Origin of the sequence: Vibrio nomapromontoriensis, assembly GCF_050337205.1 — a bacterium.
GTDB lineage: Bacteria > Pseudomonadota > Gammaproteobacteria > Enterobacterales > Vibrionaceae > Vibrio > Vibrio nomapromontoriensis.
The window spans coordinates 181,629-198,591 of sequence record NZ_JAKJSS010000010.1; the positions used below are offsets into that span (position 1 = coordinate 181,629).

At 42.2% G+C, this 16,963-nt stretch carries 14 protein-coding genes; 8 read left to right on the forward strand and 6 right to left on the reverse strand.

Annotation, left to right across the window (positions count from 1 at the left end):
* The 5 genes from L4D05_RS13855 to napF form a co-directional block, all read right to left on the reverse strand.
* Nucleotides 1–579 (reverse strand): NapC/NirT family cytochrome c, encoded by a 579-nt coding sequence (locus L4D05_RS13855; protein WP_428752194.1) that lies wholly within the window; start codon nucleotides 577–579, stop codon nucleotides 1–3.
* 25 nt (nucleotides 580–604) lie between these two features.
* Nucleotides 605–1,066, reverse strand: a complete 462-nt coding sequence (locus L4D05_RS13860; RefSeq protein WP_428752195.1) for a nitrate reductase cytochrome c-type subunit — start codon at nucleotides 1,064–1,066, stop codon at nucleotides 605–607.
* 83 nt (nucleotides 1,067–1,149) lie between these two features.
* Entirely contained in the window at nucleotides 1,150–3,639 is a 2,490-nt protein-coding gene (gene napA, locus L4D05_RS13865; RefSeq protein ID WP_428752196.1) for a periplasmic nitrate reductase subunit alpha, read from the reverse strand.
* Entirely contained in the window at nucleotides 3,636–3,944 is a 309-nt protein-coding gene (locus tag L4D05_RS13870; protein WP_265677133.1) for a chaperone NapD, read from the reverse strand. Before L4D05_RS13870 ends, napA begins: the two co-directional genes overlap by 4 nt.
* A gap of 21 nt (nucleotides 3,945–3,965) precedes the next feature.
* Nucleotides 3,966–4,445, reverse strand: coding sequence for a ferredoxin-type protein NapF (gene napF / locus L4D05_RS13875; RefSeq protein WP_428752197.1), 480 nt, complete (start codon nucleotides 4,443–4,445; stop codon nucleotides 3,966–3,968).
* Nucleotides 4,446–4,701: 256 nt separating this feature from the next.
* Here napF and narQ point away from each other — a divergent pair, with 256 nt between their 5' ends.
* Both narQ and L4D05_RS13885 read left to right on the forward strand, forming a co-directional pair.
* Entirely contained in the window at nucleotides 4,702–6,420 is a 1,719-nt protein-coding gene (gene narQ, locus L4D05_RS13880; RefSeq protein ID WP_428752198.1) for a nitrate/nitrite two-component system sensor histidine kinase NarQ, read from the forward strand.
* Nucleotides 6,413–7,045 carry a response regulator gene (locus tag L4D05_RS13885; RefSeq protein WP_428752199.1) on the forward strand — a complete coding sequence of 211 codons (633 nt, stop codon included), beginning with the start codon at nucleotides 6,413–6,415 and terminating at the stop codon, nucleotides 7,043–7,045. Before narQ ends, L4D05_RS13885 begins: the two co-directional genes overlap by 8 nt.
* A 175-nt stretch (nucleotides 7,046–7,220) precedes the next feature.
* Here the strand turns inward: L4D05_RS13885 and L4D05_RS13890 are convergent, their stop codons facing one another.
* On the reverse strand, nucleotides 7,221–9,092 hold the full coding sequence (locus tag L4D05_RS13890) for a methyl-accepting chemotaxis protein (RefSeq protein WP_428794374.1): 1,872 nt from the start codon (nucleotides 9,090–9,092) through the stop codon (nucleotides 7,221–7,223).
* 335 nt (nucleotides 9,093–9,427) lie between these two features.
* Between L4D05_RS13890 and L4D05_RS13895 the strand changes: the two genes are divergently transcribed.
* The 6 genes from L4D05_RS13895 to L4D05_RS13920 all read left to right on the forward strand — a co-directional run bounded on the left by L4D05_RS13895 (nucleotide 9,428) and on the right by L4D05_RS13920 (nucleotide 16,963).
* Nucleotides 9,428–10,123: an aspartate/glutamate racemase family protein gene (locus L4D05_RS13895; RefSeq protein ID WP_428794375.1), complete on the forward strand. Its 696-nt coding sequence runs from the start codon at nucleotides 9,428–9,430 to the stop codon at nucleotides 10,121–10,123.
* A 258-nt stretch (nucleotides 10,124–10,381) separates the two neighbouring features.
* The gene (locus L4D05_RS13900; protein ID WP_428794376.1) at nucleotides 10,382–11,782 is read left to right on the forward strand and encodes a sensor domain-containing diguanylate cyclase; all 1,401 of its coding nucleotides are present in this window, start codon (nucleotides 10,382–10,384) and stop codon (nucleotides 11,780–11,782) included.
* A 145-nt stretch (nucleotides 11,783–11,927) separates the two neighbouring features.
* Nucleotides 11,928–12,542, forward strand: coding sequence for a LysE family translocator (locus L4D05_RS13905; RefSeq protein WP_428752203.1), 615 nt, complete (start codon nucleotides 11,928–11,930; stop codon nucleotides 12,540–12,542).
* A gap of 90 nt (nucleotides 12,543–12,632) precedes the next feature.
* On the forward strand, nucleotides 12,633–13,391 hold the full coding sequence (locus L4D05_RS13910; RefSeq protein WP_428794377.1) for a hypothetical protein: 759 nt from the start codon (nucleotides 12,633–12,635) through the stop codon (nucleotides 13,389–13,391).
* 72 nt (nucleotides 13,392–13,463) lie between these two features.
* The gene (locus tag L4D05_RS13915; protein WP_428794378.1) at nucleotides 13,464–14,534 is read left to right on the forward strand and encodes a polyamine ABC transporter substrate-binding protein; all 1,071 of its coding nucleotides are present in this window, start codon (nucleotides 13,464–13,466) and stop codon (nucleotides 14,532–14,534) included.
* 140 nt (nucleotides 14,535–14,674) lie between these two features.
* On the forward strand, nucleotides 14,675–16,963 hold the full coding sequence (locus L4D05_RS13920) for an EAL domain-containing protein (RefSeq protein WP_428794379.1): 2,289 nt from the start codon (nucleotides 14,675–14,677) through the stop codon (nucleotides 16,961–16,963).

Below are 16,963 nucleotides of genomic sequence, written 5' to 3' on the forward strand. Positions count from 1 at the left end.
TTATTGCCAACCTTCAACGCCATGCATGTCTGGTAGTTTGTGCGCGATGCCTTTGTGACAATCTACACAGGTTTTTTCACCAGATGCTAAAGCGGTAGAGTGCTGCTTAACACTACGAGGGCCTTGTTCTGAGAAATCCATAAATTCAAACTCGTGACAGTTACGACACTCCAGAGAATCGTTGTTTTTAAAGCGAGCCCATTCCCGCTCAGCGAGGTGTGCTCGACGTGCTTGGAATTTTTCTGGTGTATCAATCGTCTTAGTAACAAAATGAGCAAATAGCTCTTTTGATGCTTGAACTTTACGTACAATCTTGTCTGTCCATTCATGAGGAACGTGACAGTCTGAACAGATTGCACGGACACCAGAGCGGTTAGAGTAGTGAATGGTTTCTTGGATCTCAGCGACGATAGGCGCGTGACAACCAGAGCAGAACTCTTCGGTATTGGTTGCTTCCATTCCTGTGTTGAAAGCCCCCCAGAATAATAGACCGCCGGCAAAACCCATAAAGAGTATGATGCCTGCCGCGGCTTTACTTGGGGACTTTAAACGCATCCAAAATGCTTTTAAAAGTTTCATATATAGCCTCTCTTAACGTCTATGGCTATTTATCACGCAGTGAATCAACGCGTTCAAAATCGTTACCAATTAGTGGCTTAGCATCTGCCTGAGGAACGTGGCACTGTAAACAGAAATAACGACGAGGAGAAACATCGGCAAGCACAGCGTCTTCACGGTTCATGTAGTGAGTCACACTGATTTTAGTTGCCCCCATTTCTTTCGCATTTTTCCAGCTATGACAGGCTAAACATTTATTTGCGTTAAGTGACACTTCATATCCACGGATTTGATGTGGTACCAATGGTGGTTGGTATACATAATCACTTTCGATCACTTGATCTCGTGGGTACTTTTTGAAATTGTCTGCAGGACGAGTGTCTTCCAATTCAGACACACCGCGTAGTGATTCAACACCACCGATGCCACCAGGATTATTCAGCTCTGCTTGTGCTAGGCCAGTAAGCAATGCACCAACAGAAAGAACAGCGACTAACAGTTTTTTCATTTTATATTCTCCGCCAAATGGCTAATTCTTCGAAGGCTGTCCAAGCAAAGTTGGACAGCTTCACAACATGTTCTTGATTCCAATTACGCAACTTTAGTAATTTTCACTGGACACTTCTTGAAGTCTGTCTGTTTGGACAGAGGGTCGGTAGCATCTAAGATCAATTTGTTAATCAAGATTCGTGCATCGAAGAATGGTACAAATACCAATCCTTGAGGCGGGCGGTTACGACCACGTGTTTCGACACGAACTCGTACTTCTCCACGTTTGTTAGACATCACAACTTCATCACCACGACGTAGACCACGTGACTTGGCATCTTCTGGGTGGATGTAACATACAGCATCCGGGACAGCTTTATACAGCTCAGGAACACGGCGTGTCATTGTACCTGTATGCCAGTGCTCAAGAACACGGCCAGTACATAACCAAAGGTCAAACTCTTCGTTTGGTACTTCTGGTGGCGCTTCATATGGCGCAGAGATAATCCAAGCTTTTCCATCTGGCTTACCGTAGAAGTCCCAGCCAGAGCCTTTCTTAGCGTATGGGTCAGAACCTTCTTTGTAACGCCATAACGTTTCTTTACCGTCAACAACAGGCCAGCGTAAGCCGCGAACTTGGTGATAGGTATCATATGGGGCTAAATCGTGACCATGACCACGACCAAACGCAGCGTATTCTTCAAATAAGCCTTTTTGAACATAGTAACCAAAGTGGTGAGCATCATCGTTCAGTTCGCGAGATTCTTCGATAGGGAATTTATCTACCTGACCATTTGCAAACAACATGTCGTACATGGTTTTACCACGGTACTCTGGTGCTTTTGCAAGTAGTTCTTCAGGCCAAACATCTTCCATCATGAAGCGCTTAGAGAACTCCATAACTTGCCATAGGTCAGATTTCGCTTCGCCGACAGTTCCAACTTGTTGATACCAAGCTTGAGTACGACGTTCTGCATTGCCGTATGCCCCTTCTTTTTCAATCCACATTGCAGTTGGAAGGATAAGGTCACCGGCTTGTGCCGTTGCGGTTGGGTATGGGTCAGAAACGACGATGAAGTTTTCTGGATTACGATAACCAGGTAAACGCTCTTCGTTGATGTTAGGGCCCGCTTGCATGTTGTTGTTACATTGTACCCAATAGCAGTTTAGTACACCGTCGTTAAGCATACGGTCTTGTAGTACAGCGTGGAAACCTGGTTTTGGTGGAATTGTACCTTCTGGTAATTTCCATTCTTTTTCGGCAATGGCACGGTGTTTAGGGTTAGCAACGACCATATCTGCTGGTAGACGGTGAGCAAACGTACCTACTTCACGTGCAGTACCACACGCAGACGGTTGACCCGTTAGAGAGAATGGGCTGTTACCAGGAGTCGCAATTTTACCTGTTAATAAGTGGATGTTATAAACCAGACCATTCATCCAAACACCACGGGTGTGTTGGTTCATGCCCATTGTCCATAGTGACATCACTTTAATGTTTGGATCTGCGTATTGCTTCGCAAGCTGAATCAGTTTTTCTTCTGAGACACCTGAAATTTCAGACGCTTTTTCAACAGTATAAGGGGCAACAGAGGCTTTGTACTGTTCAAAGTTAATAGAGCTCATCTTACCTGAGTTTGGATTCGCCGCTTCTTTTTGAAGTGGATTATCATCTCGAAGGCCGTAACCGATATCTGTGTCAGCTTGTTTGAAGTTTGTGTGCTTGTTAACGAAGTCCCAGTTCACTGCGTCATTTTGAATGATGTAGTTTGCAATGAAGTTTGCGATCGCTAGGTCAGATTGTGGTTCAAAGATATAACCTTCATCAGCAAGCTCAAATGAACGATGATAATAAGTAGAAAGGACGTTCACTTTTACGTGTGGGTGGCTTAATCGACGGTCTGTAATGCGAGTCCAAAGTACTGGGTGCATTTCTGCCATGTTAGAGCCCCAAAGTACGAACGCATCCGCATTTTCGAAGTCGTCGTAACAGCCCATTGGTTCATCGATACCAAATGCGCGCATGAAACCTACAACCGCTGACGCCATACAGTGACGCGCGTTCGGGTCAATGTTGTTTGAACGGAAACCCGCCTTCATCATCTTCGCCGCGGCGTAACCTTCCATTACCGTCCATTGGCCAGAGCCAAACATGCCGATACTGGTAGGGCCTTTCGCTTTCAATGAGGCTTTCCATTTCTCAGCCATAATATCGAATGCTTGGTCCCAAGAAATAGGGGTGAACTCACCTTCTTTGTCGTATTTGCCATCAGTCATACGCAGCAAAGGCTGCTGTAAACGGTCGTTACCGTACATGATTTTTGAGAGGAAGTAGCCTTTGATGCAGTTTAGACCTTTGTTCACTGGTGCTTCAGGGTCACCTTGAGTCGCGACGACTTTACCATTTTGTGTTCCGACTAATACTGAACAGCCAGTACCACAAAAGCGACAAGGCGCCTTATCCCATGTGATTTTTGTTTGATCTGAACTAGCAATCAGATTCGTCGCAGAAGCTGGTAGCGTTATACCGGCCACTGCGGCAGCTGATGCCGCTGCGTTCGCTTTCACGAACGCTCGTCTTGTCATTTTCATACTTCACCCTCAAGTTGGGAATGGTTACTTCCAGTGTTATCGTTTGAATCCTCTTCCAACCCAGTCTCTATTTGGTGATAGACTAAAGCGGTATTAAGGACATTCGGTAAGTTGTTGATAGCATCAATCGTGTCAGTGACGTAACCTTGGTTTTCGGTTTCTAAAACGACAATAATTTTGCCGTCTTCACTTTCACCATAAATCTCAGCGTTATCGAATGCTTCGATTTGCGCTTTGATTTCTGTTAGGCATTCCGCCCGACAGTGAACTACTAAACTTGAAATGTGCACTTCATTTAGTGACATAAACAGTTCTTCTCATTGTTTTTATAAATTGCTCACAGAGATTGATGAAGAAGGGCAGATAGACACGCATGCGCCACAACCATTACATTCACCCAACTCGATTTTTGGTAAAGCCACGCCACCTAATCTTAGCTTGAACTGGATTGCCATTGTTTCACAGGCATCCCCGCAGCTTCGGCATTCGACATTTTTATGTGCTAAGCATGAGTCATTGATGCTCGCTTTAGCGTCCCAAGGTTGGCTGTCTTTGGTATTAAATATAGGCTCTGGACAAATTTCTGCACACTTATAACAGAATGTGCATTCGTCAATTGTGAAGTTGATACTAGGGTAACCGCCGTCACCATGTTGGATGATTTTGGTTTCGCATGCATCGACGCAATGTCCGCATCGAGTGCATAAATCCGTAAAAGTAAGGAGCTCTTTAACCCAAGGTAACCGTATTTGTTTGCTATCTATTTTTTTTCGAGTAAAAAAACGACGCTTCGAAATATCAACCATTCACACCACCGCTAAAGACTGTTTTCCATACCTTTTTATACTCTAGTTAGGAGTGATATGATCTGTTAACAATCTTTAATTAATAAACATATAAATTGTAAGTTTTGATACATTTGTATAAATACCCCTTAGGAGGTAATTATAGGCTATCATTGTTTTGGATCAATAAATTACGCGCCTTTGGTAGACATAGTGTGATCTTAAAATTCTGATAAATATGACGCATTTAGAAAGTTATAGATGAGATGAACAAAATATGAAGAAACCGAACAAATCATTGACTGGAACAATAGCAAAAGCCATGATTTGTATTTTGCTGTTATCGGTGGTGACAGTGAACTTTGCTATTCTCACGTTGGCGTCAAGTTTAAATGATGCAGAAGCCGTGAACGTATCAGGTTCGATGAGAATGCAAAGTTATCGACTTGCCCATGATATTCAATCGGACTCCTCGCTTTACTATCTCCATGTTAAACAATTTGAAGCGTCTTTGTACTCGCCATCCATGCTTGCGCTACAAGCATGGGATGTGCCTGAAAATATTACTCATGAATACTATCAGCTGATTTATCGTTGGCATGACTTAAGAAAAGTGCTCGATGGAGACAATCGGTCAGAGTACTTACTTTTAGTCGCTGATTTTGTCGATCGAATCGACCATTTTGTCCTTAATTTACAGGAGCACTCTGAAAATAAACTTATTCGTTTGGCTTGGGCGGGTGGTTTTGGTTTAGGTGGTATCTTGATTGTCGCTGTTTATGTCGTATTGTTCGTGAGAAAACAGGTTGTACGGCCACTTGGTCAGCTTATTTTGGCCAGTGAACAAATCCAAAATCGGTCGTTTGATGTGTCGGTTGATATTCGTTCCGATAATGAGTTGGGTATCTTGTCACGGGCGTTTCAGAATATGGCTGAAGACCTTGGGAAGCTGTATCGAGGTTTAGAGTTTGCGGTGAATGAAAAAACGCATAAGTTGCAACATGCTCATCAGTCACTTCAAGTTCTGTATAAGTCTTCACAAGAATTAGCCGCGACGAGAATTTCACATGAAAATTTTCGTGCCATACTCACTTACATTTACAGTGTTGAAGGGGTAATCGCTGTTGAACTAAAAGTCGATGAAGTTGAAGGTCGCCCATGGATTGCAACGGAGGGCACGTTTAACGGGCAACCCATTCACACGAAAGTGCTGTACCTCGACGGACAGACACTGGGGACGCTTCGTTATCAGCCGGGTTTACCGTGTCCAGATGAAAATTTGATTGATAACTTTGTGCTGATTCTCGCGCGAGCGGTCTACTACAATAAAGCGCAGAGACAAAGTGAGCATATTATTTTAATGGAAGAGCGTGCCACTATTGCCCGTGAATTACATGATTCGTTGGCACAATCACTGTCTTACTTGAAAATACAGGTAACGTTGTTAAATCGTTCATTGTCGAAAGAAATGACAGATCTTCAACGAAGCCGTTCCCTAGTGGTATTGAATGATATTCGAGCCGGTTTAGATAGCGCCTACACGCAGCTTAGAGAGCTGCTCACAACCTTTCGATTGTCAATTAAAGAAGGGACGTTTGGCGAGGCGATTTCTGAAATGTTGCATCAACTAGATGAGCGGACTGAGGCGGAGATCAATCTCGACAATCAATTATCGTCGCTAGAACTAGGAGCAAACGAACAAGTGCATCTACTGCAATTAATTCGTGAAGCAGTACTTAATGCAATTAAACATGCCTACGCTACTACCATTACGGTTTCGTGTATCGAAGAGGATAATGGGTTTGTTACTGTTAAAATTACAGACGATGGTGTAGGGTTCGACCAAAATACTGAAAAGCTAAATCACTATGGTATGAGTATTATGCAAGAGCGCGCTGCGCGTTTAAATGCGCAGTTGAAGGTGAATGCAGAGCTAAATGTCGGATGTGAAGTGGTGCTAATGTTTCAAAGAAGTAAGGAGCCACAGAGTGAGTGAATGTAAGGTCCTATTAGTCGATGACCACCCGTTAATGAGACGTGGTATCGGGCAGCTATTGAGTTTTGAAGATGAGTTTGATGTTATTGCAGAAGCAAGCAATGGCGCAGACGCTGTTGCTATGGCCAAAGAGCATGATCCAGACCTGATCTTGCTCGATTTGAATATGAAAGGTATGTCGGGCTTAGATACACTAAAAGCCTTACGCGAAGATGACTTTCAAGGATATATCGTCATTTTAACGGTTTCAGACAGTCCCGCAGACATTGAATCACTCGTTAAGGCAGGCGCAGACGGTTATTTGCTTAAAGATACTGAACCGGATGAGATTATTGATAGATTGAACGGTTTGTCTGATGGTGAAAAAGCATTCAGTAGCGTGATTGAAAAATACCTTGAAGAACGTGGTAGCGCTGAAGATGTCTTTTCTTCGCTTACCGAGCGTGAAACGCAAATTCTTCAAGAAGTCGCGAAAGGGTTTAGAAATAAGCAGATTGCTGACCGTTTGTTTATCTCTGAATCGACAGTGAAGGTCCACATGAAAAGCTTGTTGAGGAAGTTACAAGTACCGTCAAGAACGGCTGCGACTATTTTGTATCTAGAACGTTATGGTGAGCTTAAGTAGCTTTGGGTTTGTATGATTTTGGTATAAATATCATTTGCTCTCTCGTTTCTAAAACCAAATGTCAGTAAAAAGGGTCAGCACTTAGTGCTGACCCTTTTTAATAAGTTAATTAAGGCACTTTTAGTATATGACCTTAAACCTTAAACCTTAAACCTTAAACCTTAAACCTTAAACCTTAAACCTTGAAGCTTCCTAGTAACTGCTCTTGTTGGTGAACATTCGACGTTTGCTCTTTCATTGCTTCGTTCGCCCCTTTTGCTGAATTAGATACTTGTTCACTTAAGTCTTTAATTTTTATGGTATTAGAGTTGATTTCCTCTGCAACTAGGCTTTGCTCTTCGGCGGCAGCCGCAATTTGCATGTTCATATCAGATATTTGTGCAATAGACTGGCGGATTTTTTCAAGTGCATCGTTGGCTTGCTGTGCACGTTCTACCGCTTGAACTGCGCTGCCTTTACTTTGCGTCATCGCATTGGAAACAAGGTGAGCACCAGATTGTAGTTGCTCAATCATACTGCGGATTTCTGTCGTCGATTGCTGAGTGCGCTGTGCCAGCGTGCGAACTTCGTCAGCAACAACGGCAAATCCCCGACCAGACTCACCAGCTCGCGCCGCTTCGATAGCCGCATTAAGAGCTAATAAATTCGTTTGGTCTGCAATATCGTTAATGACCTTTAAGATGGTTTCAATGTTGTCAGTGGCGGTTTCTAAGCCTTCTACTTCATGAACGGCATCATCAATACTTGCAGAAAGTGTTGTGATTGCATCTGTCGTGTCCATGACGACGGCGGAGCCTTCTTGAGTTGCATTGTCTGCTTCTTGAGCGGCACTGGCCGCACCTTGGGCATTATTTGCAACTTCAGCCGATGTACTAGCCATTTCATTCATTGCCGTCGCGAGCTGTTCTAGCTCTTGCAGTTGCGTTGTCATCGCGTGGGCTGATTGTTTAGAACCTTCAGTCGTTTGTTGAGTTAACTGCATGATTTTTGAGGAAATTACTTTTGATTGAATAATTTGTTGCTGTAGGTTTTCTGTAAATGTATTGAAACCGCGCGCTAGCTCTGCAAATTCTTCATCGGTATTTGTATCAAGGCGGTGGGTTAGATCGCCGTCACCATTGGCAACATCTTGGATGGCTGAATTGAGTTCGTTTAGTGGTTTCATTAACACACGAATGAGCAGCGTTAGTACAATGACGCTTACTATAAGGCCTGAAATTATGAAGAAGATAGATTGGTTACGCAGTTCACTAATCGCAGAAAAAGCGATGCCTTTATCAATGATTGCGCCAACATACCAATTTTCTTCAGGTACCAGAACTAAGTTAACTTGATACTCTTTTCCATCAAAGCTGAGCTGCTGAGCGCCTTCCTTAAGTGCAACATTAGGAAGGAAAGATCCGATAGGCTCGCCATTTAAGCTGCTATCTGGATGCGCAATCGTCATGCCTTTGTCTGTCACAACAAACAAATAGCCCGCACCAAAGAGGTCGGTTTGGTTAACCATGTCTGCCAGTGTGGTCAATGTAACATCAAACACCACACTTCCGATAAATTGACCATCAGTGTCATTGAGAGGTGAACCGAGAGAAATAATGACGTTTTTGGTCGATGAGTCGACGTAAGGGTCAGTAATGATAGTGTCACGGGCCATCTTAGACTCGCTATACCATGGGCGCGTACGAGCATCGTAGCTTGCATCAGGAACCCAACCATCATTACTCACTAAGGTACCAGTATCGTCATAACCAATACCAACAGCTTGGAAGGTGTTTCTAAGCGTTGGCGTAGTGATGACCTTTGTAACGTAGTTACGATCGTTAGGTGCGATCTCGATAGATTCGGTCACTGCGCTAGCTAAATCGCGTTTGGCATTCAGATCATATGAAATGGTGCTTTTTACCCCGGATATGAGCTCGTGGATGCTAGAGTCGATATGAGTTTGTAATTCACTTCGAACCGTCATCAATTGCGTGATGCCGAGCGTTGATACAGTGACAAGCAGCAAGGCTGCTGACGCAGAGACTATTTTGTGACTAAATTTCATACATTACCTTAGATTTAACTTGGTATTTTCAACGAGTTAGCGACAACTGTCGTGGTTTTCTTATTATTATTGTACTGAATGTGTACTTGCTATTAAGTACATTGTTTTGTATATCAATATATATTATCGGTGCGGATTTAAGGAACTTTAATATATTCGCGTACTTTTTTACTGGTCAGCGCACTTCTCTGAATACATAGATAAAGTATGGCGATGAAATCTATCAATTACGTTGAGGACGTCATTAACTCGCAGTAATAACATGGCTAACTTGAAGAGTCGCGGTGGATTGCATAAGTTAAGTTAAGACGATGGTTTAAGAGGGATGCTAATACATGAAAACGATAGGGTTACTCGGTGGTATGAGTTGGGAATCAACGACCAATTACTATAAGGCGATCAATGAAGGTGTTAAAGCTGAGCTAGGGGGGTTCCACTCTGCAAAAATTGCTATGTTTAGTGTCGATTTTGCAGAAATTGCGGCGTTACAACACAGTGGTGATTGGCAGCAAGCCGCGACTATTTTGAGTCAAGCAGCGAATGCTGTGGAGTCAGCGGGGGCGGATTGTTTATTAATTTGTACCAATACCATGCACAAGGTCGCCGACGACGTTGCGAGTAGTGTTTCGATTCCGCTTATCCATATTGCCGATGCAACAGCCGCCGAACTAAACAAAGATGATCGTCGTGTTGTAGGGCTACTCGGCACTGCCTTTACTATGGAGCAAAGCTTCTATAAAGAACGGCTTGAGGCTAATGGAATAAAAGTCATCGTTCCTAATGGTGTTCAAAGAAAGTTAGTCCATGACATCATTTATCGAGAGTTGGTACAGGGGGATATTCAAGTTAGCTCGCGTCAGGACTACTTAGAAGTTATCGCTGACCTTAGGGAGATGGGCGCAGAGGCGATTATTCTCGGCTGTACTGAAATAGCGATGCTAATTAATGAAAATGTAACGACTATCCCGTTGTATGATACAACTAAGATTCATTCACAGGCTGCCGTTCGATTTGCCTTAAACAAGTCATAACGAGAGGCTTGTCGTTATCAATACCGAATAGGGGAGCATCTAATTTTCAGCGAGTTATAGGGGGCTTTGTTAAATTGGACCGTCTTCGTTGGGCATCTTATGAGCACGGTCCGATGGGATAATCAATACTTAATGACTAATTAGTTAATTATGCGATTCGTGTCGTATTTGCTGGATTTTTTGGCAGCACATCACATAAAAAGTGTCTATACCTAGGGGACTAATTATAATTACTGTGATGAGTGCTGGAGAAATACTGTGAATTCACTTCAATCGGTGTTGCGTCGTTGTTTGATGATTGCTCTGATTTGTTGCACGTTAAATGTTCAAGCCGCCCACAAAACATTGACGATTTCCAATTCTAAAGCTTGGAAACCCTACTCTTATCTTGACGATAATGACGAGCCAGCTGGCATACTTATCGATTTGTGGAAAAGTTATGGCCAAGCCAATAACGTTGATGTTGTTTTTAAATTGGTCGACTGGCAACCCTCCATTGATTTAGTTCGAGATAAACAAGTTGATATTCATGCTGGATTGCTACGCTCAAAAGAGCGTGAACAGTACTTAGAGTTTGGTGTTAACTTGTTGCAGATAGACAACCAGATCTATTTTCACCAGCAGTTATTGCGTTTTGATATCGATGAGTTTCTACTTGGTTCGCATAGTCATCATGTGGGGGTCGTTAGTGGTGGCTATGAAGAGTCGTATTTACGAAAGCATTTCGCTAATTTGACATTAAAAGCATTTATAAATAACGAAGAGATGATTGACGCCGCACTCAGAGGCGATATTTTGGCTTTCAGTGCTGACTTACAGGTTGCCAATTATTACCTATACAGTGAAGGAAGGACCCAAGATTTTATCGCGGTAAAGCACTTATACAGTGGAATGCTCTACGCCGCTTCCGCACCTTCTAACGCCGACTTACTGACTCAGGTTTCTGAACAATTTCATAACATTGATTCAGATGAAAAGCAGCGTATATTCAGTCGATGGATGCATATCAAAACTGTCTATCCGGAGTACTTAATACCTAGTGCATTAGTTCTGTTCTCCCTGTGTCTAGGGGGATACGCGGTATTACTTCGCTACAATGTACGGAAAAAAACGGGCGAACTCGCCGCGATTAATAAAGACCTAAAATTACTATCGGAGACTGATGCGTTAACCGGATTGATAAATCGCCGTCGATTCTTTCAGTGCTTAGATGCGTACAGAAAAAACCAGTCTACTCTCACTGTGATAATTATCGATATTGATAACTTTAAATTGGTGAACGATGAATATGGGCATATTAAAGGGGACGTGGTCATACGTGCAGTGGCGAATGCCATTCACCCCGCAGTCGCTGAGGGACAAGTGTTTGGTCGAATAGGTGGGGAAGAGTTTGCCATTGCTTATCAACAACGAAATTTTGAGCAATCTGCGCAGCAGGCTAACCTCATTTGTCAGCTTGTGCGGCAAATAGAGATCCCTGATATTGATTTTATGCCTATTACTATTAGTGTTGGTTGTGCCGTATATGGACGGGCGAGTGACTGCATGACATTGGCTGATGCGGATAAGTTGATGTACCAAGCAAAAGAACGGGGTAAAAACCAGGCAGTTTCAGACCTAATCCCTTCATCTAGAGATTGCTATACTGCCGTATCTTAGTGTTTAGATGGTTTGACATAGCCAAGTATCAGATAATAGATAATAAGCATCGATGATTAGCGATACTATATTGATTCATCGAAAGTTAATGTGTTCTCACTTAAGGTAACTTGGTGTAGAGTTGCTCTGACATTAAGGAGCACAAATGACATTAACTACTTGGTTCTCACTTTTTACTATTTGTTTGCTTGGTGCCATGTCGCCTGGGCCGAGCTTGGCTATTGTCGCTAAACACAGCTTGTCTGGTGGCCGCATTAACGGTTTTGCTACCGCTTGGGCGCATGCTTGTGGTATCGGAATTTACGCTCTGGTCACCGTACTTGGTTTAACGGTACTGTTACAGCAATTTCCAATGATATTTAAGTCTCTTTCATTGATTGGGGCGTTATATTTAGCCTGGCTAGGCTATAACGCGGTGCGATCTAAAGGGGGAATTGTTGAACGATTGGAGTCTGGGCAGCCAGTCTCTGCGGTGACTTCTGCCAAAGAGGGGTTATTTATTTCCCTTTTCAGTCCTAAAATTGCACTCTTTTTTACCGCGTTGTTTAGTCAGTTTGTCGCCGTAGGAAGTGAGCTGTCCGATAAAGCCATTATTATAGTGACGCCGCTACTTGTTGACGGGCTTTGGTATACGTTCATTACAATAATGCTTTCTTCGACTTTCCTACTGAATTTTTTGAAATCCAAAGCTCGTATTATCGATCAGGTTTCTGGAGTGGTTCTTATTCTTTTGGCTATTCGCGTTTTATTTACGCTGTAACCGGCTCTGGGAGCTCCCTTCTTAGCTTGTGATATTGACAATCTGTTCATACACTTAACCTAAAGAATCTTTTGGAAGACGGTGAACCGATTGTCATTAGTCAAATTACCTGCCAACAGGCTACTACGAACCAGACTAGCATTTTCAGTAAGTATTGCCTCCGCCGTATTTTTAGTCGGTTGCCAACCTCAAATGATGCGAGAACCCCTTCCGGAAAAGTTTGGGCTTGATAATGTCGATATTCTAGTCAATCAAAAAATTTTATTGCCAGAAAAGTTAGATACTTCAGGTAAGGGTCATCAATTTAAAGTCGGCGTAGCAGACCTTAACCATGATGATCGTGATGAAATCATGGTGTTAATGCAAAGTCCTTATTTTTGTGGCTCAGGAGGCTGTACAGCCTACCTTTTTAACGATAAAGGTGAACTACTTAATCGTATGACCGTGGTGAAAGAGCCGGTGTTGATATCTGAGCGACGTTCAAAGGGTTGGAAGGATTTTTATGTGTGGAGTGACGGTTCACTACGTATTATGAGCTTTGATGGGGTGACATACCCTCAGAATCCATCTTTGCAACCTAAATATGATCGTCAGTTAGAAGAAAAAGCGGCGTTTCAACTAGCCGAGATACAAGAAATTTATGTTCAAGATGGCTATGACCTCCTACAAGTAATAGATGTCCCTCTATTATATTCTGTTCATTCTTATCAGTTTCAATTTAAACATTATGGCGATGTTAATAATCAGTATCGTATTACCATAGATATGATTACCGGTAGCTTAGCTCTAGAATCGTCAGATACTTCAAATAAAAGTGGAGACATTAAAGGCTCTCTTTCTCAAAATTAAGATAGTACTAAGTCGAATTCGGTATTTGGTTGTTCTAGTCTATGAGTAATGGACAGGCTTAGGTCAGACAATATGAATGGACTTATTATAAAAAACACGGCCACTAGACTGCTACAAGGTGTATTCTTATGTGGGCTGTGTTTTGTAACTTTTGCATCGGAAATAAATAACAGTATTTCTTTATACAATTGGGAGGCGTTTTTAGCAGAGTCGGTTAAAAATCAATTGAATACAGAGCATGGTGTTTATATCGAAGAAACGTATTTCTCGGACGAAGGCATCAGAGACGAAGTGATGTTGAGTGAGCGTCGCCATGCGTTTGACCTTGTGGTGATAGAAAGTGTCAGGCTACACCTTCTCGCTGAACAGGGGGTTGTAGCGAGAGTACCACCTCAACTCAAAACTGAACTTGCTTCATATTTTGATAGTAAGTGGAATGATGCCTGTGGAGATTATGGTGTCCCTTATGCATGGGGCACAAGTGGTATTCTTTATAGAAAATCGGCTTTTGATGTTCCAGTGAACTCTTGGTCGGAGTTGTTAGTCCCTACTGCTGCGTTAAAGAACCGTGTTGCTATGTATTACCATCCGGTAGACGCTGTTGCTTCAGCGCTACTGTCCCAAAATAAAGACCCTTTTTCCAGCAGCAGCCAAGATTTAGAAAGCGCTTATAAGTTGCTGAAAGAACAGCGTCCTTCCTTATATACACCGGACTACATTCTTAATTTCCTTGATTCACCGGAAAAAATAAATGATATCGATATTGCATTTGGGTTTTCAGGCGATGAGTTTGTACTCAATGAAGAGGTAGAAGGTCAGGAGGGACTATGGGCTTACGTGTTGCCAAAAGAGGGCACAACCATTTGGTTAGAATGTTTAGCTATTCCGCAGGGAACGACAATTTCTCCAGAGCTAGTGACTGCAATTCGCTTCCTTTCAGAACCTCAAGTAGCGGCTTTGAACGCTGAAGATTCTTGGTTTTCCACTCCTCATCGCTTCGCTTTAGAATTTGTCGGTCAAGATTACTTAAACGACCCGTCATTGAACCCTCCTCAAGTCGTTTTGGAAAAAAGTTATCTCTATAGGCGAGTTACCGACTTAGGATTACTAACTAGACAAAGAATTGTTGAAGATTTGAGGTAGGCATGACGTTACTCAAACGGCTGCATTTATGGTTGGTTCCGATCCTAACGTTTTTGGTGATATTGGCAGGGATTGCGATTTACTATCAACGAATAGAGGGATATAAAGCGCTCGAAGTGATCAAGTGGCGTGACAAAGTTGTGAGTGCATTTGACGCGACAAATTATGAACAACATGGTATTTCAGCACTGGCTCATGAGATTGCGGGCACGATACAGTTCCTTCGCTTAACTCAAGAGACTAGTGATATCGCTAGACGTAGTTTTCTCGAAAAGTATTTAAGTCAATTGGTAGATAAGCGCAGGATAAAAGAGCTTGGTGGGGCGCAGGTATTTGTTGTTGATGAGTTATTTTCAGTTGTCGCAACTTCAATCAAGCGAGGTCCATTCTACTTTCCAGCGCTCCCCGATGAAATTTATCAGCGTGTATTTGATACTTATGTAAAAATATCGCTAGGCGAGCCTTTTCTGAGCGATGGGTTAATTTATAAGTCAGAGAGTGGCCAAGTTCGGTTTTCATACATTGGTGCCTATGATAGCAAATTATTTCCAGAGGACCCTCGTGCTCAGGTGCAAAAAGAGCGCACTCTCTTAATTACCGACGCGCCTTTAATTCACCTTACGACCTTGCTGAATGAAATAGAACCGATGCCGTATGTGAGTATTGATTTTTCAGTTCGAGGTGATGAACAATTTGACCTAAAAAGTGAGGTAAGAACGACGGTCGTTACAGATAGTACCACTGGTAGAACGGAATTATGCCTTGAAGGCACGAAGATGAAGGTAACGTTGCATATCTTGGAAAGCCATTATGATAGTGAAAAACAGATAATTGCGTTAGAGGTATTTGGGTATATTGTGGCGATTGAAGCCATCTTGTTATTTGTTATCATCACGATTATGCGGACAAGAATTCTAAAGCCTATTGCACATCTCATTGATGATATTAAGGCCGGCGGTCAGGAGTTGCGTTATTTCAAACGTTCGAAAGGAAATGATGAAATATCGGTCTTAAAAAACGCATATATTGATACGCTAAGTAAGGTGAAGTTTGAAGCTGAATTTGATTATTTAACGCGTTTAGCTAACCGTCGAACATTTATATCACATATTGATAAAAGGATTGAGTGTTACTCAAACGACAATGCGTTTATTATAGGTTGGGATATTAAAGATTTTCGCAAGATAAATGATCTGTATGGTTCAAGAATTGGCGACAATGTCCTGGTAAAGGTCGCTGACTATTTAAGAAAGTTCATTCAAACCTACCAAACTAGTATTGGAGTAGGGTGCAGTGATTATGCAATTAGTCGCTACGGTGGGAATTGCTTCGTGGCTGTAATAGATATTTATCATACGGGTGAAGTAGAACACTTTTTTGAAAGTTTTGATGCAAAGTTTAACAAATGTGTCATGGTGGATGGCTATAGTTTCAACTTGGATGTGGCCATCGCGATATTCCCACTGTCATTGACAGAGCACACTTACCTTTGGCAAAAAGGCCTTGAAGAAGCATTTAATAAAGCAAAGCAAATTCGCACACGTCAAGCACTAGTGATTTTTGATAGGCACCTTGCCCGACAACTAGAACGTCGTGATGAAATTGAAAGAAAACTATTGCTGTGTAGCCAAAGTGGCGAGTTTCAGCTTAAGTTTATGCCATTGATTGACGCTAAATCCTTAGCTATTAAAGGTATGGAAGTGCTGATTAGATGTCCACGCCTAAGTGAATTTCATACTGGTCCTGATGAGTTTGTTCAAATTGCTGAGCAGGCGAATATTATATCCGCTATTGATGATTGGGTTATTGAAAATGCTTTCGCTGCTTATGACGCCATGCGACAGAAGTGTAATTATCAGCAGAGTATTTCTGTGAATGTGTCGGCCTTAGAACTGTATAATTTGGCATTTATTGATTTGCTTATTAAAGTGAGTGAAAAATATAAAGTATCACCAAGGAAAGTGGTCATAGAAATAACGGAAACGAGTTATGTGAAAAGTACTCAAGATACCATAGGTATGGTGGAAAAATTACGAGAACTCGGGTTTAAGGTATCTCTTGACGATTTCGGTACCGGTTTTACCTCTATTAATCAACTGTTACACTACCCTGTAGATGAATTAAAAATAGATAAGAGCTTTGTGGATTTAATCGGATCAGATAATGGCAATGAAAAAATGTTAACGTCCATTATCGCTTTGGCGCATACTTGTGGAGCAAGTGTCGTTGGAGAAGGGGTTGAAGACAGCTATCAAAGCCACTACCTTAGCAATATTGGATGTGACACTTTACAAGGATACGCGTTTAGCAAGCCGCTAACGTTTGATGAATTCTGTGTTCTTTATAGTAATTATGACGCTGAATACTACCGTAAACAGATCAATGAAATATCATTGATTAGCAGCAAAAATAAGCCTATTAATGAGTGA